This is a genomic window from Stenotrophomonas indicatrix, assembly GCF_002750975.1.
In the GTDB taxonomy this organism is placed as follows: domain Bacteria; phylum Pseudomonadota; class Gammaproteobacteria; order Xanthomonadales; family Xanthomonadaceae; genus Stenotrophomonas; species Stenotrophomonas indicatrix.
Genome location: NZ_PEJS01000001.1, coordinates 4,060,231 through 4,082,992, shown reverse-complemented (window position 1 = coordinate 4,082,992; position 22,762 = coordinate 4,060,231). Strand labels below are relative to the sequence as shown.

Below are 22,762 nucleotides of genomic sequence, written 5' to 3'. Positions count from 1 at the left end.
CGCGAAGCGCGGTAGACGGGGTCGGATCACAGGATCCGACCCCGTGATCTTTCAGCCCGCCGTCCGCACCTTCGCCACGCGCGCGGCGAAGGTCGGCAGCACCAGCAGGGTCAGCACCGTGGCGGTGATCAAGCCACCGATCACCACCGTCGCCAGCGGCTTCTGCACTTCCGCACCGGAACCACTGGCGATCGCCATCGGAATGAAGCCGACGATGGCCACCAGTGCGGTGGTCAGCACCGCGCGGATACGGCTGGATGCACCGTTGATCGCGGCCATCATCGGCACGTCACCTGCGTCCAGACGCTCGCGGATCGCCTGCATCAGCACCAGGCCGTTGAGCGTGGCCACGCCGGACACGGCGATGAAGCCCACCGCGGCCGACACCGAGAACGGCATGCCGCGCAGCAGCAGGGCGAGGATGCCGCCGACCAGCGCCAGAGGTACGCAGCTGAACACCAGCACCGCTTCCTTGCCGCTGCGCAGGGCCATGAACAGCAGGCTGCCGATCAGCAGGAATACCACTGGCACCACCGTGGCCAAGCGCTTTTCCGCGCGCTGCAGGTTCTCGAACTGGCCACCCCAGGTCAGGTACGCACCGGGCGGCAGTGCCACGTCGGCCACGGCGGCCTGTGCTTGGCCAACGAATCCACCGAGGTCGCGGCCGCGCACATTGGCCTGCACCACCACCCGGCGGCTGCCGTTGTTGCGGCTGATCTGGTTCGGCCCTTCGCTGACGCTGATGCGTGCCACCGAGGACAGCGGAATCACCACGCCGGCCGGCGTGGCGATCGGCAGCGAGGCCAGCTGATCCGGGTCGTTGCGTGCGCTGTCATCCAGACGCACCACCACATCGAAGCGACGGTCGCCCTCGAAGATCTTGCCGGCTGCCGTGCCGCCGATGCCGGTGGACAGCGCATCGCTGACGTCGGCGGCGGTCAGCCCGTACTGCGCTGCCGCTACATGGTCGATCTTGACGTTGAGCGTGGGCAGGCCGGAAATCTGCTCCACCCGCACATCGGCCGCGCCCTCCACCGCGCGCAGCTTCATCGCCACCTGGTCGGCCACCTTCTGCAGCTGGCTGAAGTCATCGCCGAAGATCATCACTGCCAGGTCGGTGCGTACGCCGGAAATCAGCTCGTTGAAGCGCAGCTCGATCGGCTGGCTGAACTCGAAGCTGTTGCCCAGCTGCTGGCCGGCCAGTTCTTCGAAGCGGGCCACCAGCGCCTCCTTGCCCAGCTTCGGATCGGGCCAGTCCGCACGTGGCTTGAGCACGATCACGCTGTCGGAGATGTTGGTCGGCATCGGGTCGATTGCCGCTTCGGCGGTGCCGGTACGCGAGAACACCGTTTCCACTTCCGGTTGCTGGGCGATGGCCTTCTCCAGTGCCAGCTGCATCGCCAGCGACTGCTCCAGCGAAGTAGACGGGACGCGCAGTGCCTGCATCGCCACGTTGCCTTCATCCAGGGTAGGCATGAACTCGCGGCCGAGCAGGCCGAACGAACCAATGCCCACCAGCAGCATCAACGCTGCACCGGCGATCACTGCGCGCGGCCGCGCGACGGCTTGGCGGATGATCGGCTCGATGCGTCCACGCAGCACGCGGATCAGCTTCGTTTCGTGCTGGCCATCATCACTGTGTGCCTCGCCTTCCTTCGGCTTCGGCTCGCGCACCATCAGCGCGGCCATCGCCGGCACGAAGGTGAAGGAGAAGATGAAGGCACCCACCAGGGCCAGCATGAACGTGGCGGCCATCGGGTGGAACGTCTTGCCCTCCACCCCTTCCAGGGTGAGGATCGGTGCGAACACCAGCAGGATGATCAGCTGGCCGAACGCTGCCGGGCGCGCCATCTTTCGCGCCGAATCGGCGGCTACGCGCAGGCGTTCCATCGCGGTCAACGCGCGGCCCAGTTCGGCACGACGCTGGCCCAGCATCAGCAGCGTCGACTCGATCACGATCACCGCGCCGTCCACCAGGATGCCGAAGTCCAGCGCACCCAGGCTCATCAGGTTGCCACTGATGCCGAAGCGGTTCATGCCGATCACCGCGAACAGGAACGACAGCGGGATCACCAGTGCGGTGATCGTCGCCGCGCGCAGGTTGCCGAGCAGCAGGAACAGCACCACCACCACCAGCAGCGCGCCCTCGGTGAGGTTCCTGGCCACGGTCTTGATGGTGGAATTGACCAGCACGCTGCGGTCCAGCACCGGCGCGGCCACGATGTCCGCCGGCAGCGAGGCATTCACCTGCTGCAGCCGTGTGGCGGCCGCCTGGGCCACGGTGCGGCTGTTGCCGCCGGCGATCATCAGCGCGGTACCGAGCACGGCTTCATGGCCGTTGCGGCTGGCCGCACCCAGGCGCGGTGCGCGGCTGAGGCCGACATCGGCCACATCGGCCACCCGCACCACCACGCCGTTGCGGGTGGCTACCGGCGCCTGTGCCAGATCGTCGGTGGTCAGTGCCAGACCGTCGGCACGCACCACCAGGCCTTCGCCGGCGCGCTGCACGAAGCCGGCACCGGCCTGTACGTTGGAGCGCTGCAGGGCCGTCACCAGATCAGCCAGGCCCAGGCCATGCGCGGCCAACCGCGCGCTGTCCGGATGCACGCCGTATTCCTTCACGTAGCCACCGACGGTGTCCACGCCCGCCAGCCCGGGGCTGGAGCGCATCTGCGGCGCGATGATCCAGTCTTGCACGGTGCGCAGGTAGGTGGCACGTTCTTCCGGCGTGCGCAGCAGGTTGCCTTCCGGCGTGCGGTAGACCTCGCCGGCCTGCCAGCCGGCTTCACCGGGCTTGGCCAGCTTCGCAGGGTCGAACGCGGTGAAGTCCACCGTCCACATCAACACCTCGCCGAGGCCGGTGGTGACCGGCGACAGCATCGGCGAGGCACCCTCGGGCAGCGCTTCGGCGGCCTCGCGCATGTGTTCGGCCACCTGCTGGCGGGCGAAGTAGATATCGGTGGCATCGGTGAAGATCGCGGTGACCTGCGAGAAGCCATTGCGCGACAGCGAACGGGTGGTGGTCAGGCCGGGGATGCCGGCCAGCGCGGTTTCCAGCGGATAGGTCACCTGTCGCTCGATCTGCTCGGGCGTCAGTGCCGGTGCCACCGTGTTGATCTGCACCTGGCGGTTGGTGATGTCCGGTACCGCATCGATCGGCAGCTTGCCGAGCTGGAACAGGCCCACGGCGGCAACGAGTGCAGCCAGGGCCACGACCAGCCAGCGGTGGCGTACCGCGGTTTCAATGATGAGCTTGAACATGGAAGGTCCTCAGTGCCCGTGCTCGGCTTCGCCCTTGGCCAGTTCGGCCTTGAGCAGGAACGCGTTGGCGCCGACGATGCGTTCGTCGCCGTTCAAGCCGCCGAGAATCTCGATGCGGTCACCGGCACGTCGGCCGGCCAGTACCGGCTGCACCTTGAAGCCGCCCTGGACGGCGACGAATACCGCGCTGCTGCCGCCGACGTTCTGTACCGCATCAGCCGGCACGCTCAACGCGCCGTCCTTGCCGTCGGTGACCACCACCGCCGACACCGGCGAACCGGCCGGTGGCAATGCGGCATCCACCGGCATGGCACGGATCACCGCCACGCCACCCTGCTGGCGCACATCGGCGGCCGAACCGGTGACGGTGGCACTGAAGCTGCCGCCCGGCACGGTCACTTCCAGCGTCATGCCCGGCGTGACCTGCGCGGCCAGCGCCGGTGGCGCGGTGAACACCAGCTCGTTCATCGACGGATCGGCGACGTCGGCCACTGGGCTGCCGGCCGCCACCACGCCGCCGGGCGTGACCTGCACGTTGCCGACGATGCCGGCCACCGGGCTGGTGATGCGCACGCGGCCGCTGCTGTCGGGCGAACCGGTGGCGGCGGCCTGTGCCTGCGCGGCAGCGGCCTGCGCCTGCGCCGCCAGCGAGCGCGCGCGTGAGGTTTCCAGTTCCTGGCGAGCGACCACGCCCTGTTCGACCAGCGCCTTGTCGCGGCCGTGGGCCAAGCGCGCCGCCTCGGCCTCCGCGGCGGCGGCAACCGCATTGGCGCGGAACACCGCCGCCTCGCCACTGACCACGATCGCCAGCGCCTGGTTCTGCTTCACTGCCGTGCCCGGTGCGACCAGCACGCGCTCCACGCGACCGGTCACGGTGGAAGCGACCGAGGCACGTGCACCGATCGACGGTTCCACCCTGCCGGACAGCCGCGTCGAACCACCGCCGCCGCGGCCGACGGCCACCACGTCGATGCCGGATGCCTTGATCTGCTCTGGCGTCAGCTGCACCACGCCTTCATCGGCATCTGCCGCGTTGCCGGTTTCGGCCTTGGCATCGGTGCTGTCGGCGGCGTGGCCATGGCCATCGTCGGCCGTTGCCTTGCCGGCGGGCTCCGAGACTGCCGGGGCCTGTGTGTTACCAGAACAACCGGCCAGCAATGCAGTCAGCAACAAGCCGCCAACCAGCGGGAAAGAACGGAACAGGTTCATCGGGCCTCCACAAAGGGTGCGCGCCCTTCGAGGCGGGCGAGATCGATTTCCGCGCCGACGCGCGACAGGCGCGCGTCCACGGCGGTGCCGCGGGCGGCGATGAGGGCACTGCGGGTGCTGCGCAGTTCCAGCTGCGAGATGCGCCCGGCGTCGAAGCCGATGCGCGCCAGCCGATAGGCTTCCTCGGCGGCGACCACACTTTCGTCGGCGGCGCGGGTGCGGCTGCCGGCGGCCTTCAGGCCCGCCACCGCCGACAAGCGTTCGGCTTCGCTGTCGCGCCGCTGCTGGTCCAAGCGCGCTTCGGCCGCGCGCTGTTCGGCACTGGCGGCGCGGATGCCACCACGATTGCGGTCGAACAACGGGATCGAGAGACTGACGCCGAGCGTGTAGGCCTGTTCGCGGTCCTCGCGGAAACGCGTCTGCGCGGCGGTAACGCTGAGGTCGGGCAGGGCGCGCTTGCGCTCGACGTCGACCAGACGACCGGCCGCATCAACTTCGGCTTCGGCCACACGCACGGCCAGAGCCACATCGGTGGCGCCACGCGGTGCTGGCGGTGCGCGATCGAGCAGACTGTTGTCGATGGTCTGCACCGGTGCATCCAGCAGGGCCGCACCGGCCAGGCGGGCCAGCGCGGCGTCGCGGAAGGCCTGCGCCTCATCCAGCGCGGCGCTGGCATTGGCCACTTCACTCTGTGCCTGCACGGCACGCAACTGCGGCTCGCGGCCATGCTTGACCATGGCGGTGACCGCCGCCGCATCGTCGCGGGTGAGGCTCAGCGCTTCTTCGGCCAGCGTGTAGCGACGCAGGGCGCTTTCCGCCTGTGCGTAGATCGCCGCCAACTGGCTGGCGACATCGCTGCGGCTCTGCGAACCCCGCAGGGCAGCGGCCTGTGCCTCGGCGCGGGCGGCGCGGACGCGCGCGCCGCGCTGGCCCCAGACCTCCAGAGGCTGGGACAGGGTAAGCACGGTGTCGGCCCGGCCCATGCCGCCGTAGGAGCCTGTGCCCCAAGCGTTTTCGGCGGACCAGGAAAGGGATGGATTGGGCAGCGCCCGGGCCTGGTCGGCGCGGGCGTCGGCCGCCTCGGCCAATGCCGCGCCGACGCGGGCGCCGGGCAGCTGGTCCAGGCGTTCAAGCAGGGTGTCGTACGAAGGTGCGGCTTGTGCGGCGACCTGTGCGGCGGGGATCAGGCCCAGCAGCACGGCGACGACCAGCCCGGCCGCGCGCGGCGACCGACGTGTCAGGATCGACATAGGGGGATTCCGGTTGTGAGTGAAACGGGAGCCCGCGATTGCGGGACGCGCTCAACTCACGCCCGGGGAGGACGTGCCAGTTCGTCCTGGGCGACCGCATAGGTCGCCGCATCGCCTGCATTCGTCCAGCGCGCCGGTTGCGGCGTGCCAAAGGCGGCGAAGGTGCTCGCCGGCAGGCTCAGGTTGGAGTGGTGGCAGTGGTTGTGGCTGCAGGCAGCGGCGTGCTTGCCGTCGTTGTCAGTGTCACCGTCGGCATCTTCGGCACCGGCTTCCACATGCACCACGGTGCTGTCGTGCGGTTCCACCGCACACGCCAGCACATCAGCCACCGGCACGACCACGAATGCCGCCATCAGCAGCATCAGCAGGGTCGAACGAAGGTGGCGGGCGATCCGGCGCATGGAGGGGAGGCTAGCAAGCGGTTTTCGGTGGATACAATATCAATGGCCACCTCGGGAATTTGTCGGCGTGTTCCGTTCAGGCGAGTGTCCGGGGTGCCGGCCGCTGGCCGGCAATCCCATGAACCCTGCTGGCGCAATGCGCTGCCGGCCAGCGGCCGGCACTACCGGTCTGCGGGCAGCTTGGCGATCACCTTGATTTCGAACTGGAACCCATACAGCCAGGTCACGCCGATGCCGGTCAGGGTCGGGTGCGGCGCTTGGCCCCAGTACTCGGGCACGATCGCCCAGGCCTTTTCGAAGTTCGTTTCCGGATCGACCAGGAACACGGTCACGTCGATCGCGTCATCGAACGTGCAGCCGGCCGCGGCCAGCACCGCGTTGAGATTGTCGAAAGCGCGGCGTACCTGCGCCTCGAAGTCCGGTTCGGGCGAGCCATCCTCGCGGCTGCCGACCTGGCCGGAAACGAACAGGAGGCCATTGGATCGGATCGCCGGCGAATAGCGGTTGCGCTCGTACAGCGCCTGCCGGCCGGCGGGAAAGACAACATCACGGTGGGACATGGGACGGATTCCAGACGGGAGCGGACCATCCTCCCCGCTGTCGCTGTCTGGATAAACCGTGATGATCGGTATAGATTGATTGCATATTCCAAACAATCACAGCCGCGGCCATGGACCGTTTCGAAGCGATGCGCGCGTTCGCCCGGGTGGTGGAGACCGGCAGCTTCACCCGCGCCGCGCACACCCTGCAGCTCAGCCGCACCACGGTCACCCAGCTGGTGCAGCAGCTGGAAGCGCATCTGCGGTTGCGGCTGCTCAACCGCACCACGCGCCGGGTCAGCGTCACTGCCGATGGCGCGGCGTATTACCCGCGCATCGTTCGCCTGTTGGCCGAGCTGGAAGAGGTTGAAGGGGGGCTGGGCGAGGCCGCCGCACAACCGCGCGGGCGCCTGCGCGTCGACGTGCCGGGGCCGTATGCGCGCCTGCGGCTGGTGCCGGCATTGCCGGATTTCCAGGCGCGCTATCCGGAGATCCAGCTGGACATCGGCGTCAGCGACCGCGAGGTCGATGTCATCGCCGACAACGTCGATTGCGTGATCCGTGGTGGCGCGCCTGCCGATCCCGCGCTGGTGGCACGACCGCTGGCGCGCCTGCCGATCGGCTTCCATGCCAGCCCGGGCTATGTGCAGCGGTTCGGTGTGCCGGAACACCCGCGCGCGCTGGAAGGGCCGGACCACCACACGGTCGGTTTTCTCAGCCCACGCAGTGGCCGCGCCCGCGTGTTCACCGCGCAGCGTGGCGCCGAGCGCGTCGAGGTGCAGGGGCGCTATTCAATCGGCTTCGACGATGGCAACGCCTATCTGGCCGCTGGCCTGGCCGGCCTCGGCGTGGTCGCGCTGCCCAGCTACATGGCCGAACCACATGTGGCGCGCGGCGAGCTGCTGCCCGTGCTGCACGATTGGCAGCTGCCGCCGATGCCGATGCACGTGATGTTCCCGCCGAACCGGCACATGAGCCAGCGGCTGCGGGTGTTCATTGATTGGGTGGTGGAGACGTTGGGCTGAGCCAGCGCTCGAGTGCGGCCACGCCGCATGCCACTCCATCCTCGTTCGCCATTGCAGCGCCCAGCGCGGCCGCCCGTGCGCGTGTATCCGCATGCTCGGCGAACGCCAGTGCATCGGCCAACACCTTCGGCTGCAACCGCTTGGGTGACAGTGGCGCCGGTGCCACGCCCAGGTGCTGCAGTCGATCGGCCCAGAAGAACTGGTCGGCGGCGAACGGCATCACCATCGACGGTATGCCGGCGCGGCATGCCGAATGCGTGGTGCCGCTGCCGCCGTGGTGGATCGCCAGTGCGCAGCGCGGCAACAACGCTTCATGCGGGGTCGGGCCGATCACCCGTACCGAGTCGGGCAGCGTCATGTCGGGCACGCCGACCCAACCGGAAAACAGCAGCACGCGGCGTGGCGCCAGCGCCGACAACAGCGCCGGCAGCACACGTTCGCGCTCGAAGCCGGTCATGCTGCCGAAGCCCAGATAGACCGGCGGCGGTCCTGCATCGAGGAAAGCCTGCAGTTCGCACGACGGTTGCCACGGCGCAGCAGGGGCCGACCATTGGCCGCACACGAGGTGGTCGGCCGGCCAGTCCGAAGGCGGTGGCAGCAGCTGTGGCGAGATGCCATACAGCATCGGCAGGCCAGCCCAGAGGGAACGTCGTGGTGGCTGCCCGGCGTGCTGGCGGGCCGTGTTGATCGGGCCGCGGAACTGTCGCCAGATCAGGCCGTTGACCAGGCCATAACTGGCCCGGTTCAACCAGCCCGGCGAGCGTCCGGGCGGCAGGAAGGGCGAGCGGAACGCGCGCGTCGGCGTCAGCGGGATCATGCCGGCGCCGATCACCGGAAGGCCGCGACGCTCGCCGACGCTCATGCCGACGAACGCAGCCAGGCCACCGGTCAGGATCGCATCGCAGCCGTCGGCTGCAGCATCGGCCTGACGCATCCAACCGGCGACGTGTTGCAGCGCCATCCGTGCCAGCCCGGTGCTGGCGGCGGCAACGCCATTGCCGCGTGAGACCAGCGCCACCACTTCGTCGTGGATGTCGCCTTCCAGCGCGGCGTGCGGGACGCCCAAGGCCTTCGCGCTGTCGAGGGTGCCGCCGTCGGCCAGCAGCATGACCTCGTGACCGGCCGCGATCAGCCCATGGCAGAGCATGACCAGCGGGCGCGTATCGCCTTCGGTGCCGTAGGTGAGGGCCAGCAGTCGCATTGGAGCCTCCGCAGTGAATCACCAGTATGCCGACATCGCTGTGTTCGTCCGCGCTCCTGCCGACGCACCGCGTGGGACAATCCCGCCTCATCTGCCCCCGCCGCACGGGGCGCGCGCAACAGGATCCAGCACCGCATGACCGCACTGCCATCTCTCCCGTCCCTTGTCTGCCGCATGCCGGCCGCTGCATACCGGCGTGCGCCGTGAGCCGCGTCGTCGCACTGGACACCGAAACCACCGGTATCTCGCATCGCCTGGGCCATCGGGTGATTGAAATCGGGGCGGTGGAACTGGTCGATGGACAACTCAGCGGCCGCCAGTTCCACACCTACCTGCAGCCGCAGCGGAAGGTGGACTGGGGCGCGCAGCGCGTGCACGGCATCAGCGATGCAATGCTGGTGGGCAAGGCGCTGTTTGCGAGCAAGGCCGCCGAACTGCTGGAGTTCCTGCGTGGCAGCGAGATGGTCGCGCACAACGCCACCTTCGATGTCGGCTTCCTCGACAACGAGCTGCGCCTGGCCGGCATCGCCGAAGGGCTGGCCCAGCACTGCCGCGTGACCTGCAGCCTGAAGCTGGCCCGCAGCCGTTGGCCGGGCATGCCCAACAAGCTCGACGATGTGCTGCAGCGCCTGCGTATTCCCGGCACCCGCGGCCTGCATGGCGCACTGAAGGATGCCCACCTGCTGGCCCAGGTGGTGCCGCACCTGCGCTGAGGGCAGGGCGCCGCCATCGCGTTCAGGCGTGGCCTGTGGGTAAGTTGCGCAAGGGCTTGATTGCGTGCATAATGCGCGGCTCGCTGTGTCCGGTTTCGTGCCGGGCGGCGCCCCCGGGAGCACGTCCCCGGCCGCCCAACGCCAGCGTAACCCTTTGATTCTCTTGACGTGTGGTGGGCAACCATCGAGGCCGCCGTCTCCCGGGCTACGGGCTGACACAACTTACTATCGAGGTGCGCCATGTCCCGCGTATGCCAGGTTTCCGGCAAGCGAGTGCAGACGGGTAACAACGTCTCGCACGCCAACAACAAGACCCGTCGTCGTTTCCTGCCGAATCTGCACGAGCGCCGCTTCTGGGTTGCCAGCGAGAACCGCTGGGTGAAGCTTCGTGTTTCCGCGCATGCACTGCGCACCATCGACAAGAACGGTATCGATTCCGTTCTGGCTGAGCTGCGTGCGCGCGGCGAAAAGGTCTGAGGAGTAGACGATCATGGCAGGCAAGCGCGATAAGGTCCGTATGATTTCGACCGCTGGTACCGGTCACTTCTACACGACCGACAAGAACAAGAAGAACACCCCGGGGAAGATGGAATTCTCCAAGTACGATCCGGTCGTGCGCAAGCACGTCCCGTACAAGGAAGGCAAGATCAAGTAATCCGCAAGGATTGCGGGTCGCTTCCGAAAAAACCCGCCCTCGTGGCGGGTTTTTTTGTGCCCCCCCGCCCCCGGTAGGTGTCGACCTTGGTCGACACGTTCCGACCCCGTGGGTGCCGCCCGTTGGTCGGCACGCTGTCCCCAGTGCTGCTCGACTCTGCACACCCCGCTGGGCAGAATGGCCCCACACCTCCCAACGGGCGACGCGATGCTGTTCGAGTGGCTGCTGGGCTCGTACCTGCTGTTGATCGACTGGCTGATCCGGCTGGTGGCGCTGTGCTGGATCCCCACCCGCACTACGCCGGGCGCGGCGCGCAGCTGGCTGCTGCTGGTCGGCTTCGTGCCGCTGCTGGGTCTGCCGCTCTATCTGCTGTTCGGGCATCCGTGGCTGTCGCGCGAGCGCATCCGCCGGCAGGCCGAGGCCTCGCAGGTCATCCGTGAAGAACAGGCGCTGCAGCGCCGCCTGCGCTGGACGCCCAAGCCCGATTCGGCCAGCGCCGAAGTGGTGCCGCTGGTGCAGCGCCAGGGCGATTTCATGCCGGTGCACGGCAACGCGATCGACCTGCTGACCGACTATGACGAATCACTGCACACCCTGATCGCCGACATCGACCAGGCCCAGGACCGGGTGCACCTGCTGTACTACCTGATGTTCGATGACACGGTGGGCGAGGCCATCGTCGAAGCCCTGCAGCGTGCCGCAGCGCGCGGCGTGCAGTGCCGCGTGCTGCTGGATGCGGTCGGCGCCAAGCGGGGCCTGCGCGCATACAGCAAGCGGCTGCGGTCACGTGACATCGAAGTGCGCGCGATGCTGCCCGGCGGCCTGCGTTGGCGCCGCAGCGGACGCATGGACCTGCGCAACCATCGCAAGATCGCGGTGATCGACAACGAAGTGGGTTATGTCGGTTCGCAGAACCTGGCGCGCCCTGAATTCGTTGCCGGCCACCCCAACCGCGAGCTGGTGGCGCGCGTGCGCGGGCCTGCGGTGGCGCACCTTGAAGCGGTGTTCGCCAGCGACTGGTACATCGAAACCGGGCAGCGCCTGGAGGTCATCGCCGACGTGCCGGTGTGCAGCGAGGACATCGCCACCCAGCTGCTGCCCAGTGGCCCGGCCTACCCGTACAGCAACGCGCGCGATGCGGTGGCCGCGCTGATCCATCTTGCCCGGCGACGGCTGGTGATGGTCACGCCCTACTTCGTGCCCGACGAAGCAACGCTGAGTGCACTGCGCATCGCCGCGCTGTCCGGCGTGCAGGTGCAGCTGATCCTGTCGGCCAGCAACAACCAGCGGCTGACCTCGTGGGCGCAGGAGGCCTACTACGATGAGCTGCTGCGCTGCGGGGTGCAGATCGCGCTGTACGAGCCGCAGTTCCTGCATGCCAAGCACATGAGCGTGGACGAGGACATCGCCGTGCTCGGGTCGATCAACATGGATATCCGCTCGTTCGCGCTGAATGCCGAAATCGGCCTGATCTGCTACGACCGTCAGCTGGTCACGCAGTTGTGCGCCATCGAGGACGACTACCTGCGCCAGTCGCGCCTGCTGGACCTGGAGCAGTGGCGCAAGCGTCCCGCGTGGCTGCGCAGCCGCGAGGGCATCGCGCGCCTGGCCGATGCCTTGATGTAGGCCAGCGCCAGCCGGGCAGGGCCGATGGCCTACAATCGGCGCATGACTGATTCACCGCGTAGTGGCGAACTGGACCTGGCGATCATCGGCGGTGGTGCGGCCGGGGTGCTGGTGGCGATCCAGGTGTTGCGCCAGGCCCAGGCACCGCTGGCGCTGGCCATCTTCGAGCCGGCCTCGCAGCTGGCACAGGGCATTGCCTATGCCACGCCGTGGCCGGAGCACCTGCTGAACGTGCCGGCGGCGAAGATGAGCGCCTTTGCCGACCAGCCCGGCGACTTCCTCGATTTCCTGCAGGCCGCCAACGCGTACCCGGGCGAGGCGCGCGAAGTGCTGGGCGAACGCTATGTGTGTCGCCACTACTTCGCTGCCTACCTGCAGCAGCGCCTGCGCGAGGCCGAAGCGGCCAGCGCGGCGCGATTGCAGGTCATCGCCCAACCGGTGCTGGCGATGCAGCCAGATGACCACGGTTACCAGCTGCAGCTGGGCGATGGCCAAACACTTCATGCAGCGCAGGTGGTGATCGCCACCGGCAACAGCATGCGGCCGTTGCCGGTGGACGGCGTCGACGCGCTATCTGCCGATGACGTGGTCGAAGCCTGGGATTACGACGGCGTACGCACGCTGGCCAGTGACCATGCCCTGGCCATCGTCGGCTCCGGGCTGAGCATGGCCGACACCGTGCTGGCGTTGGTGGCCGGCGGCCATAGCGGACCGCTGCACGTGATCTCGCGCCACGGGTTGCTGCCGTTGCCGCACGCCCACGGCGGTCTGCCGGCGTTCGACCCGCAGGAGCTGCTGACGATGACCCTGCGCCGGCGTCTGCGCGTACTGCGCCAGCACGCGCGGCAGGCACAGGCCGACGGCATGCCCTGGCAGGGCGTGATGGACCGCATCCGCCCGCACGGCCAAGCGCTGTGGCAGAGCATGGACGCCGCCGACCAGCGCCGCTTCCTGCGCCACGTGGTGCGCTACTGGGACGTGCACCGCCATCGCATTGCTGAACCGGTGGCTGAGCAGTTGCAGGCGCTGCAGGCCAGCGGCCAGCTGCGCGTTCACCGCGCCCGCCTGCAGCGCGTGTGGCGCGACGGTGATGCCCTGCGGCTGTCGGGCCGCGAGGCGGGCGGCGGCAACGTGCAGTGGACGATCGCTGCGGTGGTCAATGCCACCGGTGTGGAGACCCGCGCCTCGGCACTGCGCAATCCCTTGCTGCAGCAGCTGCAGGCCGATGGCCTGGCCCGCTCCGGGCCGCATGGGCTGGGCCTGGACAGCAGTGTACCGGGCGACCGGTTGTGTGCAGCGGGTGGCCAGCCACAGGCGCGCCTGGGGGTACTCGGCAGCCTGCGCATCGGCAGCCTGTGGGAAAGCCTGGCGGTGCCTGAACTGCGTCAGCAGGCGCAGGCACTTGCCACGCAGGTGGTCGCAGGAGCTGCGACGTCGATGCCGTAAAATGGAGGCATGGATGTCTCCCACTTGCTTGATGGCCTGAACCCGGCCCAGCGCGAAGCCGTCTCCGCTCCCCTCGGTCACCACCTGGTGCTGGCCGGTGCCGGGTCGGGCAAGACGCGCGTACTCACCCACCGCATTGCCTGGCTGCATGAAGTCGAAGGCGTGCCGACCCACGGCATTTTCGCGGTGACCTTCACCAACAAGGCCGCCGGCGAGATGCGCCATCGCATCGACGCGCAGCTGCCGCATGGCAGCCGCGGCATGTGGATCGGCACCTTCCACGGCCTGGCCAACCGCCTGCTGCGCCTGCACTGGCAGGATGCCAAGCTGCCTGAAGGCTTCCAGGTGATGGATTCGGACGACCAGCTGCGGCTGGTCAAGCGCGTGGTGCAGGCGCTGGAGCTGGATGACGGCAAGTACCCGCCCAAGCAGATTGCCTGGTGGATCAACGCGCAGAAGGATGAGGGCCGCCGCCCGCAGCACATCCAGCCCGAGCCGAACGATGCGTGGCTGGAAACCATGCGCCAGGCCTACGCCGAGTACCAGGCGCGGTGTGACCGTGCCGGCCTGGTCGATTTCGCCGAGCTGCTGCTGCGCGCGCACGAACTGCTGCGCGACAATCCGCCGTTGCTGTCGCATTACCGCGCGCGGTTCCGCGAGATCCTGGTGGACGAATTCCAGGATACCAACGCCATCCAGTACGCCTTCGTGCGCGTGCTGGCCGGGCACGAGGGCCACGTGTTCGTGGTCGGTGATGATGACCAGGCCATCTACGGCTGGCGCGGTGCCAAGGTCGAGAACGTGCAGGGCTTCCTGCGCGATTTCCCGGGCGCGCAGACCATCCGCCTGGAGCAGAACTACCGTTCCACCGCCAACATCCTCAGCGCCGCTAACGCGGTGATCGCGCACAACCCGGACCGCATCGGCAAGCAGCTGTGGACCGACAGTGGTGACGGCGAGCCGATCGACCTGTACGCGGCATACAACGAGATGGACGAGGCGCGCTACATCGTCGAGCGCGCACGGCAGTGGGTGCGCGACGGCGGCAGCTACACCGAAGTGGCCGTGCTCTACCGCAGCAACGCGCAGTCGCGCGCGCTGGAAGAAGCGCTGCTGAGCGAACAGGTGCCGTACCGCGTGTATGGCGGCATGCGCTTCTTCGAGCGCGCCGAAGTGAAGGATGCGCTGGCCTACCTGCGGCTGCTGTCCAACCGCAACGACGATGCTGCATTCGAGCGCGCAGTGAATACGCCCACGCGTGGCATCGGTGACCGCACGCTGGACGAAGTGCGCCGCGAAGCGCGCGCCCAGGGCATCTCGCTGTGGGAAGCCACCATGCTGGTGACCCAGGGCAGCGCACTGGCGGCACGAGCCCGCAATGCGCTGGCCGGCTTCCTGGTGCTGGTCAACGAACTGCAGGCGCAGACCCTGCAGATGACCCTGGCCGAGCGCGTGGACCATGTGCTGGTGCGCTCGCAGCTGCGTGAGCACTGGAGCAAGGAAAGCCGCAACGCGCTGGATTCGGAATCGCGCACCGACAACCTCGACGAACTGGTGTCGGTGGCCTCGCGCTTCGTGCGCCGTGCCGACGACATCGAGGAAGTGGGCGAGGACATGGACGAGCTGGTCGCGTTCCTGGCCTACGCGGCGCTGGAGGCCGGTGAGGGCCAGGCGCAGGCCGGCGAGGAAGGCGTGCAGCTGATGACGCTGCACTCGGCCAAGGGCCTGGAATTCCCGCTGGTGTTCCTGGCCGGCGTGGAAGAGGGGTTGTTCCCCAGTGCACGGTCGCTGGAGGAAAGCGGGCGGCTGGAGGAAGAGCGTCGGCTGGCCTACGTCGGCATCACCCGCGCGCGGCAGAAGCTGGTGCTCAGCTACGCCGAATCGCGGCGCATCCACGGCCAGGACAACTACAGCCTGCCTTCGCGTTTCCTGCGCGAGATCCCGCGCGAACTGCTGCACGAAGTGCGGCCGAAGGTGCAGGTGTCGCGGCCGGCGTCGATGGGCGCAAGCCGGGTAATGGGACACGCCGCCATCGAAACGCCGCCGATCAAGCTGGGTGCGCTGGTCAACCATCCCAAGTTCGGCGAAGGCATGGTGACCGACTACGAAGGCAACGGTGCCCACGCACGCGTGCAGATCGAGTTCGCCGACGCCGGCAGCAAGTGGCTGGTGATGGCGTATGCCAACCTGACGGTGATCTGATCACCGCCGGGGTCGGATCCCTCCCGTAGGAGGGCCCTGACCCCGACGCGATGGAAAGCAGCCGAGCACGGGCTCGGCTCTACAAAGGCGAGTGCTCATGACCCGCAACGTGCTCTTCCTCTGCAGCCAGAACCGCCTGCGCAGCCCGACGGCCGAGCAGGTGTTCGCCGGTTGGCCGGGCGTCGAAACCGCCTCGGCCGGGCTGCTCGCCGACGCCGAGGAAGTGCTCAGCCCCGAGCTGCTGCAATGGGCCGATCTGGTGTTCGTGATGGAGCGGGCGCACCGCAACCGGCTTTCCAGCCGCTACAAGGCATGGTTGAACGGCAAGCGGGTGATCTGCCTGGATATTCCCGATGACTACGAGTACATGGACCCGGTGCTGGTGGAACTGCTCAAGCGCAAAGTGATCCCGTTCCTGCGCTGACCCGGGCGGCGATCAGTCCTGCGCCTGCGGTTGCGCGGCCGTGTCCTGTTCGGACATCGACTGCTGCAGGCTGCTGCTGAAGTTCTTCACCGCGCGTTCCAGGGCGATCTCCCAGTTCTCCCGCGAGGCTACCTGGAAGATGTTTGCGCCATGGCCGGTAGTCGTGAAGGTGCGCGTCTGGCCATCCTTGCGTGCCGTCACCTGTACCGCGATGTCTGCAAGCATCTGCTGGGTGTACGTCGCGGCGCGCCAAACATTCACCGGAGCACTTACCGAAAAATCGTTCAGCGTGGCGTCCAGATGCGTACACGATGCCTCGCACTTGTCGGCAGTCCTGTAACCCATGTTGCGCAGCGCTTGGATCATGATCTCGCGTGCCTTGTCCGGGGCTGTGGACGTTTCGAGCTCCACCAGCACGCCATTGCCGGCACGGATGACACCACCGATGTTCTTCGCACGCGCCGCCGATTGCACCTGCGGGAAGTACTGGGGGCGGTTGTCACGCACCGGGGCCACCACCACCACCGGGCCCTGCTCCGGGTTCACCCGGATGTCCGGCACGTTCACGCGCACCACTTCGGTGCGGATGCCACAGCCGGTGAGCAACAGCAGCAGTGCCAGCGTAATGATCGACTTCATGTATTCCCCCTGTTGGAATGGTGTCCTTGCGCCGCGCATTATCGCTTGCACATCGCCTGAAAGGACGAGGCGCCGACGCCGCAAAGCAGCCGGGCATGGCACGGCTCTACAATAGCGGCCAAATCTCCCAGGAACGCCCTCATGACCGAACCCACGCTGCATGTCACCGTGAAGTTGAACGCCAGGCTGCAGCCCGAGCATCGCCATGAGCTGTTCGAGGATCCGCTGGACGCGCTGTTGCAGGCGGCCGATCTGGGCGGGATCACCGGAGGCGGTACTGCGATGTCCGACGAGGGCGAAGTCGAGTACGGCGATATCGAAGTGGCACTGGTCGATGCCGCGGGCGTGCCCAAGCTGGTCGACCTGCTGGAGCAGCTGGGGGCACCGAAGGGTTCGCAGGTGCAGGGCGCAGGCGAGGCCGACCGCAGCTTCGGCGTGACCGAAGGCCTGGGGATCTACCTCGATGGCCTGACCCTGCCGGACGAGGTGTACGAGCAGTGCGATTCGAACCACGTGTTCGAGCAGCTGTCCGAGCGCATCGATGGCCTGGGCGAGATCTGCAGCTGGTGGCAGGGCCCGAGCGAGACCGCGCTGTACATGTACGGCCAGTCGTTCGAGGCGATGCGTGATGCGATCGCTGAATTTGTCGGCAGCTACCCGCTGTGCCAGAACGCACGCGTGGTGCAGATCGCCTGAAGCTGCGGTTTCGGGTGGAGCAGGCCGGCTGCTCCAGGTGCCGGGATAGCGGCGGCTGCCGGCCAGCGGCCGGCACTACCGGAGCGCGGTCAGCGTGCTGGCTGGGCGGCCGCAGCCTGCTGAGCGTTGTCGGCCTTGGCCAGTGATTTGCCGAACTGGTAGCCACCCACGAGCAGGACGAAGGCAGCGACACAGGCCAGCACGATGATCAGGCCGGTTTTGGAAGTCGAGCGGGGGCGGTCCTGCATGGGAAATCTCCGTTCAGGTAGGGGGTCGCAGCCGGAGCATGCGCCGTGACCGGTGCACGCGCAAGCCGGGCCGTCGCGCTACCGGGCCGGCCCCCGCACCTGTTCCCAGTCCAGCCCGAACTTCGCCAGGTACTTGCGCAGGCGGTCGGCGTCGTTGGTGCTGGCGCGCTGGGTGCGCGAGACCGCAAACAGCTCGCGCCCGGCGGCGGACAGCGACTTCGAGCGTGCACAGACCCGCACCACTTCTTCCAGCTGCACGCGGTCGAAACGGTCCAGCGCGTCCACGGCCTCGCCCAGCAGGGCATCCAGCGGAGACGGCGCATCGCCGCCGCGCCACTGTGCCCGCAGGCGCGCGATCTCGTCCTCCACGCCCTCGATCTGGATGCGCCCGGCGCTGGCCAACGTGGCCAGGCGCATGATCGACGCGCCCAGGTCGCGGAAGTTGCCACGCCACGCCGCTTCCGGGCTGGTGGCGAATGCGAGATAGCGCGTGCGCGCCTCGGTGTTGAAGCGCACCCGCGCGTGCTGGTCCAGCGACCAGCGCTCCAGCTCGAACTCGATGTTCGGCTCGATGTCTTCCATGCGCTGCGCCAGCCCGGGCAGGTGGTACGTCCACAGGTTGAGGCGCGCCAGCAGGTCTTCGCGGAAGCGGCCTTCCAGCACCGACTGCTGCAGATCGCGGTTGGTGCCGGCGATCAGCTGGAAATCGCTCTCCACTTCGCGGTCACTGCCGACCGGCAGGAAGCGCTTCTCTTCCAGCGCCCGCAGCAGCATCGCCTGTTCGTCCTGGCCGAGTTCGCCGATCTCGTCCAGGAACAGCAGCCCCTGGTGCGCTGAGCGCAGCAGGCCGGCACGGTCGCTGGAAGCGCCGGTGTAGGCGCCTTTGGTGTGACCGAACAGGGTGCTCATCGCACCGTCGCCGCGCAGCGTGGCGCAGTTCACTTCGACGAAGCGACCGGGCAGCTGGTGCTTGAGCTTCTTCAGCTCGAACACGCGCTTGGCCAGCTGGCTCTTGCCGGCGCCGGTCGGTCCCATCAGCAGCATCGGCGCACGTGAGCGGGTGGCCACCGTTTCGATCTGCTCGATCATGCGGTTGAAGGCGGCGTTGCGGGTGGCGATGCCGCCCTTCAGCAGGTCGCGATCCAGCAGCTGCTGCTGGGCGAAGCGCTGGGCGATGTGGTCGTAGCGCGACAGGTCCAGGTCGATGATCGCGTACGTGCCGGCGGCACCGTCCTGCTTGCGCGGTGGCGAGGTCTGCAGCAGCCGTCCGGGGAAATGACGGCTCTCGGTCAACAGGAACCAGCAGATCTGCGCGACGTGCGTGCCGGTGGTGATGTGGACGTAGTAGTCCTCCTCCTCCGGCTGGAACGGGTAGCGCGCGAGAAAGTCGTGCAGGGAGGCGTAGACCCCCTCGAATTCCCATGGATCGGCCAGGTAGGTGTCGTGACGCTGCACGCTGATGCCCGGCGCGGCCTGCGCCAGGTCCTCGCAGACCACGCGCGCCAGCTTGCTGTAGCGGCGCTCATCCAGCAGCAGCTCGATGCGGTCGGGCAGGAAATCCTCATGCATGCCCAGCGAAACGGTCGGGCGCCACTTCTGCCAGCGGCCCGGACCCTCGCCTGCGTCGAGCTGGGTGCCCAGCATGCCGAATACCACCTGCCGACGCGCCATATCCATTCCTATAAAAGAGGCGCAGGAAATATATATCTTTTCGCCGATGTCCGCTGGGCAGGATGGCCTTCTTCCATTGAAAGCACTTCAAAATCAATAGCATGCGATGGTTTCGCAAAAGTTGGCACGGCCATTGCTCTATATCCGGCAAGACACGACGCGGGCTGTTCCCGCCGAGGACATCAGCATGGCCAACCTTTCGCTCTTCTCCTGGATGCGCACGCCGCAGCCGCCGCAGGCAGACACCGTCAATGAAGCCGGTGGCCTGGCCTACCGCCGCGACCCGCGTGCGGCGCTGGCGCTGTATGCGGCCACCGGGTGCCTGAACAACACCTTCTACAGCGACGCCGAGGCACAGCTGCAGCAGGTGCTGGCGCTGACCGCGCAGGTCGAGCCGCGCTTCATTGCCCGCACCGCCCTGTACGCCCGCCAGGTCGCACACATGAAGGACATGCCGGCGCTGCTGCTGGCGGTGCTGAGCCTGCGCGACCCGGAGGCGTTCGCCCTGGTTTTCCCGCGGGTGATCGACAACGGCCGCCAGCTGCGCACCTTCGTGCAGATCATGCGCAGCGGCCAGGTGGGGCGCCGCTCGCTCGGCTCGCTGCCCAAGCGCAGGGTGCGTGAGTGGATCCAGCAGGCGTCGGCGGAAACGCTGGTGCGTGCGGCGATCGGCCAGCAGCCGTCGCTGGCCGATGTGATCCGCATGGTGCACCCGAAGCCGGCCAACGCCGAGCGCAAGGCGCTGTATGCATGGATCATCGGTCGTCCCTACGACGAGGCGCAGCTGCCGGCAGCGGTGCAGGCGTACGAGGCGTTCAAGCGTGACCCGCGCGGACTGCCGCCGGACCTGCCGTTCCAGTACTACAGCACGCTGCCGCTGGACGCGGCGCAGTGGTCGGCACTGGCCCGCAATGCATCGTGGCAGTCGATGCGGATGAACCTCAACACGTTCGCCCGCCATGGCGTGTTCGACGATCCGGCGATGGTGCAGGTGATCGCAGAGCGCCTGCGTGATCCGCAGCAGGTGCGTCGTGCCCGCGTACTGCCCTACCAGCTGCTGATGGCCTTCCACGCCGGCGGTGGCTTGCCGGCGCCGATCCTGGAAGCGTTGCAGGACGCGATGGAGATCGCCACGGCGTCGGCCCCGGCATTGCCCGGGCGGGTGGTGGTGGCGGTGGACGTGTCCGGTTCCATGCAGTCGCCGGTAACCGGCTACCGCAAGGGCTCCAGCACGGCGGCGCGCTGCGTGGACGTGGCGGCGCTGGTTGCAGCCTGCGTGCTGCGCGGCCAGCCGCAGGCCAAGGTGTTGCCGTTCGATACGGAGGTGCGCCACGTGCGCCTGAACCCGCGCGACAGTGTGATGACGTTGGCCCGCCAGCTGGCCATCAACGGCGGTGGTACGTCGGTCAGCGCGCCGCTGCACTACCTCAACCTGCGGCGCGAGCCGGTGGACCTGGTGGTGCTGGTGTCGGACAACGAGAGTTGGCGTGACACCCGCCAGGGCGGCCAGACGGCCACGATGCTGCAGTGGGATGCATTGAAGCGTCGCTGCCCACAGGCGCGGCTGGTGTGCATCGACCTGCAGCCGGTGGCCAGCAGCCAGACCGTGCAGCGCGGTGACGTGCTGCACATCGGTGGCTTCAGCGATGCGGTGTTCGACCTGATGGCGCAGTACGCCGCTGCGGCCGAGGACGGCAGCAGCTGGGTCGACCGCATCCAGGACATGGCGTTGTAAGGCGGCAGGGAGGCCGCACGGACCGCCCGGCTGGCAATGGGGCCAGCCGGGCAGGGCCAGGAATTCGTTTTCGCGGTGAATGCTGGTGGAACTACATTGGTTGTCCCTTCGGGGTCGGGTTCGAGTCCCGCGTTTCCTGCCTGTCGTGGGGAAGCAGACGTTCCACCTCCCTTGTCACCGCACCTTTTCAAACGGCACCGGCAACGGTGCCACCGCTTCAATGCCGGCAGCGCGAATGCCGGAGGAACTACAGCCCCTTAAGCTCCAGGTCGCGGGTTCGACTCCCGCCTGCCACGGCAACGCGGCAGTAGCTCAGTGGTAGAGCAGGATGTTCCTCCAGATTCTTGTCGTGCTGCCGGCACCTTCGCTTTCGTTGCGCGGGGAATGCAGGTGGAACTACATCGGAAGCCCTTCGGGGTCGGGTTCAAGTCCCGGCCGTCCTCCGCGGCAACGCGGGTGACGGAATGTTCCACCCCCTTTGTCACCGCACCTTCTTTGTTTTTGCTTTGGATGAAAGGAAACATCACCATGACCACCCTCAATTACGACGTGATCCAGCAGCCGGGCGCTGCACCGATCAAGCTGTGGACCCGCGGCGTGCCGCTGGAAGACCAGGCGCGCGAGCAGCTGCAGAACATCGCCAAGCTGCCCTTCATCCACAAGTGGATCTCGGTGATGCCCGACGTGCACCTGGGCAAGGGCGCGACCGTGGGTTCGGTGGTGCCGACCATCGGCGCGATCATTCCTGCAGCCGTGGGCGTGGACATCGGCTGCGGCATGATCGCGGTGCGCACCACGCTGGTTGCCAGCGACCTGCCGGACAACCTGTCGGCGGTGCGCAGCGCGATCGAGCGGGCGGTGCCGCACGGCCGCAGCGTCACCCGCGGGGGCCGTGACAAGGGCAGTTGGGACACGCCGCCCGAACTGGCGGTGGAAGGCTGGGCGCAGCTGGTGGATGACTTCGCATTGATCTGCGAGCGTCACCCGCGCCTGAAGAACACCAACAACCTCAAGCACCTGGGAACGCTGGGTACCGGCAACCACTTCGTCGAGGTCTGCCTGGACCAGGAGCAGCGCGTGTGGTTCATGCTGCACTCCGGTTCGCGTGGCGTAGGCAATGCCATCGGCACCTACTTCATCGAGCTGGCCAAGCAGGAAATGCGCCGCTGGATGATCAACCTGCCCGACCAGGACCTGGCCTACCTGCCCGAGGGCAGCCAGTACTACGGCGACTATGTGTTCGCGGTGGACTGGGCGCAGCGTTTCGCACGCATGAATCGCGAGGTGATGATGCGCAACGTGGTGGCCGCGGTGCGTACGGTGATCAGCAAGCCGTTCGAGGCCGAGGCCGAGGCGGTGAACTGCCACCACAACTACGTGAACCGCGAGACCCACTTCGGCAAGGAAGTGATGCTGACCCGCAAGGGCGCGGTGAGTGCGCGCAAGGGCGAACTGGGCATCATTCCGGGCAGCATGGGGGCCAAGAGCTTCATCGTGCGTGGCCTCGGCAACGAGGACAGCTTCCACAGCTGCAGCCACGGTGCCGGCCGCGTGATGAGCCGTACCCAGGCACGCAAGCTGATCACGGTGGATGACCACGCCAAGGCCACCGCGCACGTGGAGTGCCGCAAGGATGCGGAGGTGGTGGATGAATCGCCGGCGGCCTACAAGCCGATCGAGGCAGTCATGGAGGCCCAGCGCGATCTGGTCGAGATCGTGCACACGCTGCGCCAGGTGGTGTGCGTGAAGGGATGAGGCAACCCGTGCGCGGCGTACACTGCGCCGCGCACGGCAGCAAGGCCCGGCATCGAACAACGGGCA

The 22,762-nt window shown here is 67.7% G+C and carries 20 protein-coding genes; 11 read left to right on the top strand and 9 right to left on the bottom strand.

Going from position 1 to position 22,762, the window contains the following annotated elements; all coding sequences use genetic code 11:
* Positions 1-51 precede the first annotated feature (51 nt).
* From CR918_RS18850 to CR918_RS18830, 5 genes are all read right to left on the bottom strand, one after another.
* A complete protein-coding gene (locus tag CR918_RS18850; RefSeq protein WP_099844169.1) occupies positions 52-3,261 on the bottom strand; it encodes an efflux RND transporter permease subunit in 3,210 nt (1,069 codons plus the stop codon).
* A 9-nt stretch (positions 3,262-3,270) separates the two neighbouring features.
* A complete protein-coding gene (locus tag CR918_RS18845) occupies positions 3,271-4,470 on the bottom strand; it encodes an efflux RND transporter periplasmic adaptor subunit (RefSeq protein ID WP_099844167.1) in 1,200 nt (399 codons plus the stop codon).
* Entirely contained in the window at positions 4,467-5,720 is a 1,254-nt protein-coding gene (locus CR918_RS18840) for a TolC family protein (protein ID WP_059065635.1), read from the bottom strand. The genes CR918_RS18845 and CR918_RS18840 overlap by 4 nt, the downstream gene beginning before the upstream one ends.
* 56 nt (positions 5,721-5,776) lie before the next feature.
* Positions 5,777-6,121 (bottom strand): hypothetical protein, encoded by a 345-nt coding sequence (locus tag CR918_RS18835; RefSeq protein ID WP_032976781.1) that lies wholly within the window; start codon positions 6,119-6,121, stop codon positions 5,777-5,779.
* A 161-nt stretch (positions 6,122-6,282) separates the two neighbouring features.
* Positions 6,283-6,681, bottom strand: a complete 399-nt coding sequence (locus CR918_RS18830; protein WP_099844165.1) for a RidA family protein — start codon at positions 6,679-6,681, stop codon at positions 6,283-6,285.
* A 110-nt stretch (positions 6,682-6,791) separates the two neighbouring features.
* Here CR918_RS18830 and CR918_RS18825 point away from each other — a divergent pair, with 110 nt between their 5' ends.
* Positions 6,792-7,685, top strand: a complete 894-nt coding sequence (locus tag CR918_RS18825) for a LysR family transcriptional regulator (RefSeq protein WP_080149557.1) — start codon at positions 6,792-6,794, stop codon at positions 7,683-7,685.
* Here the strand turns inward: CR918_RS18825 and CR918_RS18820 are convergent.
* Complete coding sequence (locus CR918_RS18820; protein ID WP_099844163.1) at positions 7,654-8,886, bottom strand: nucleotide disphospho-sugar-binding domain-containing protein; 1,233 nt, start codon at positions 8,884-8,886, stop codon at positions 7,654-7,656. The genes CR918_RS18825 and CR918_RS18820 overlap by 32 nt on opposite strands.
* A gap of 203 nt (positions 8,887-9,089) precedes the next feature.
* On the opposite strand from CR918_RS18820, the gene CR918_RS18815 reads away from it, so the two are divergent.
* From CR918_RS18815 to CR918_RS18785, 7 genes are all read left to right on the top strand, one after another.
* Entirely contained in the window at positions 9,090-9,599 is a 510-nt protein-coding gene (locus CR918_RS18815) for a DNA polymerase III subunit epsilon (RefSeq protein ID WP_099844161.1), read from the top strand.
* A 240-nt stretch (positions 9,600-9,839) separates the two neighbouring features.
* Positions 9,840-10,076, top strand: coding sequence for a 50S ribosomal protein L28 (gene rpmB / locus CR918_RS18810; protein WP_005411638.1), 237 nt, complete (start codon positions 9,840-9,842; stop codon positions 10,074-10,076).
* 10 nt (positions 10,077-10,086) lie between these two features.
* Positions 10,087-10,254: a 50S ribosomal protein L33 gene (gene rpmG / locus CR918_RS18805; RefSeq protein WP_170272460.1), complete on the top strand. Its 168-nt coding sequence runs from the start codon at positions 10,087-10,089 to the stop codon at positions 10,252-10,254.
* 207 nt (positions 10,255-10,461) lie between these two features.
* A complete protein-coding gene (gene cls / locus CR918_RS18800; RefSeq protein WP_032976786.1) occupies positions 10,462-11,880 on the top strand; it encodes a cardiolipin synthase in 1,419 nt (472 codons plus the stop codon).
* A 24-nt stretch (positions 11,881-11,904) separates the two neighbouring features.
* Positions 11,905-13,326: an FAD/NAD(P)-binding protein gene (locus CR918_RS18795; RefSeq protein WP_099844160.1), complete on the top strand. Its 1,422-nt coding sequence runs from the start codon at positions 11,905-11,907 to the stop codon at positions 13,324-13,326.
* A 9-nt stretch (positions 13,327-13,335) separates the two neighbouring features.
* Positions 13,336-15,528 (top strand): DNA helicase II, encoded by a 2,193-nt coding sequence (uvrD, locus tag CR918_RS18790; RefSeq protein ID WP_032976788.1) that lies wholly within the window; start codon positions 13,336-13,338, stop codon positions 15,526-15,528.
* Between the two features lie 97 nt (positions 15,529-15,625).
* Positions 15,626-15,952 carry a low molecular weight protein tyrosine phosphatase family protein gene (locus CR918_RS18785; protein ID WP_099844158.1) on the top strand — a complete coding sequence of 109 codons (327 nt, stop codon included), beginning with the start codon at positions 15,626-15,628 and terminating at the stop codon, positions 15,950-15,952.
* A 12-nt stretch (positions 15,953-15,964) separates the two neighbouring features.
* On the opposite strand, the gene CR918_RS18780 is transcribed toward CR918_RS18785, so the two are convergent.
* The gene (locus tag CR918_RS18780; RefSeq protein ID WP_099844156.1) at positions 15,965-16,591 is read right to left on the bottom strand and encodes a hypothetical protein; all 627 of its coding nucleotides are present in this window, start codon (positions 16,589-16,591) and stop codon (positions 15,965-15,967) included.
* 141 nt (positions 16,592-16,732) lie between these two features.
* Between CR918_RS18780 and CR918_RS18775 the strand changes: the two genes are divergently transcribed.
* The gene (locus CR918_RS18775) at positions 16,733-17,287 is read left to right on the top strand and encodes a hypothetical protein (RefSeq protein ID WP_099844155.1); all 555 of its coding nucleotides are present in this window, start codon (positions 16,733-16,735) and stop codon (positions 17,285-17,287) included.
* Positions 17,288-17,376: 89 nt separating this feature from the next.
* On the opposite strand, the gene CR918_RS21200 is transcribed toward CR918_RS18775, so the two are convergent.
* Positions 17,377-17,535 (bottom strand): hypothetical protein, encoded by a 159-nt coding sequence (locus CR918_RS21200; protein WP_165780913.1) that lies wholly within the window; start codon positions 17,533-17,535, stop codon positions 17,377-17,379.
* Positions 17,536-17,613: 78 nt separating this feature from the next.
* A complete protein-coding gene (gene rtcR, locus CR918_RS18770; RefSeq protein WP_025878051.1) occupies positions 17,614-19,206 on the bottom strand; it encodes an RNA repair transcriptional activator RtcR in 1,593 nt (530 codons plus the stop codon).
* Between the two features lie 187 nt (positions 19,207-19,393).
* Between rtcR and CR918_RS18765 the strand changes: the two genes are divergently transcribed.
* Together CR918_RS18765 and CR918_RS18760 are read left to right on the top strand one after the other, a co-directional pair.
* The gene (locus CR918_RS18765; protein ID WP_099844153.1) at positions 19,394-20,941 is read left to right on the top strand and encodes a VWA domain-containing protein; all 1,548 of its coding nucleotides are present in this window, start codon (positions 19,394-19,396) and stop codon (positions 20,939-20,941) included.
* A 528-nt stretch (positions 20,942-21,469) separates the two neighbouring features.
* Complete coding sequence (locus CR918_RS18760) at positions 21,470-22,696, top strand: RtcB family protein (protein ID WP_025878047.1); 1,227 nt, start codon at positions 21,470-21,472, stop codon at positions 22,694-22,696.
* Positions 22,697-22,762 lie beyond the last annotated feature (66 nt).

Bases quoted from the DNA above. Each gene is read 5' to 3' on its own strand.
- CR918_RS18835 (WP_032976781.1), bottom strand. From the start codon at position 6,121: ATGCGCCGGATCGCCCGCCACCTTCGTTCGACCCTGCTGATGCTGCTG.
- CR918_RS21200 (WP_165780913.1), bottom strand. From the start codon at position 17,535: ATGCAGGACCGCCCCCGCTCGACTTCCAAAACCGGCCTGATCATCGTG.
- CR918_RS18785 (WP_099844158.1), top strand. From the start codon at position 15,626: ATGACCCGCAACGTGCTCTTCCTCTGCAGCCAGAACCGCCTGCGCAGC.
- CR918_RS18765 (WP_099844153.1), top strand. From the start codon at position 19,394: ATGGCCAACCTTTCGCTCTTCTCCTGGATGCGCACGCCGCAGCCGCCG.
- rtcR (WP_025878051.1), bottom strand. From the start codon at position 19,206: ATGGCGCGTCGGCAGGTGGTATTCGGCATGCTGGGCACCCAGCTCGAC.
- CR918_RS18850 (WP_099844169.1), bottom strand. From the start codon at position 3,261: ATGTTCAAGCTCATCATTGAAACCGCGGTACGCCACCGCTGGCTGGTC.
- rpmB (WP_005411638.1), top strand. From the start codon at position 9,840: ATGTCCCGCGTATGCCAGGTTTCCGGCAAGCGAGTGCAGACGGGTAAC.
- CR918_RS18825 (WP_080149557.1), top strand. From the start codon at position 6,792: ATGGACCGTTTCGAAGCGATGCGCGCGTTCGCCCGGGTGGTGGAGACC.
- CR918_RS18820 (WP_099844163.1), bottom strand. From the start codon at position 8,886: ATGCGACTGCTGGCCCTCACCTACGGCACCGAAGGCGATACGCGCCCG.
- uvrD (WP_032976788.1), top strand. From the start codon at position 13,336: ATGGATGTCTCCCACTTGCTTGATGGCCTGAACCCGGCCCAGCGCGAA.
- CR918_RS18760 (WP_025878047.1), top strand. From the start codon at position 21,470: ATGACCACCCTCAATTACGACGTGATCCAGCAGCCGGGCGCTGCACCG.
- CR918_RS18780 (WP_099844156.1), bottom strand. From the start codon at position 16,591: ATGAAGTCGATCATTACGCTGGCACTGCTGCTGTTGCTCACCGGCTGT.
- CR918_RS18830 (WP_099844165.1), bottom strand. From the start codon at position 6,681: ATGTCCCACCGTGATGTTGTCTTTCCCGCCGGCCGGCAGGCGCTGTAC.
- CR918_RS18845 (WP_099844167.1), bottom strand. From the start codon at position 4,470: ATGAACCTGTTCCGTTCTTTCCCGCTGGTTGGCGGCTTGTTGCTGACT.
- cls (WP_032976786.1), top strand. From the start codon at position 10,462: ATGCTGTTCGAGTGGCTGCTGGGCTCGTACCTGCTGTTGATCGACTGG.
- CR918_RS18840 (WP_059065635.1), bottom strand. From the start codon at position 5,720: ATGTCGATCCTGACACGTCGGTCGCCGCGCGCGGCCGGGCTGGTCGTC.
- CR918_RS18795 (WP_099844160.1), top strand. From the start codon at position 11,905: ATGGCCTACAATCGGCGCATGACTGATTCACCGCGTAGTGGCGAACTG.
- CR918_RS18775 (WP_099844155.1), top strand. From the start codon at position 16,733: ATGACCGAACCCACGCTGCATGTCACCGTGAAGTTGAACGCCAGGCTG.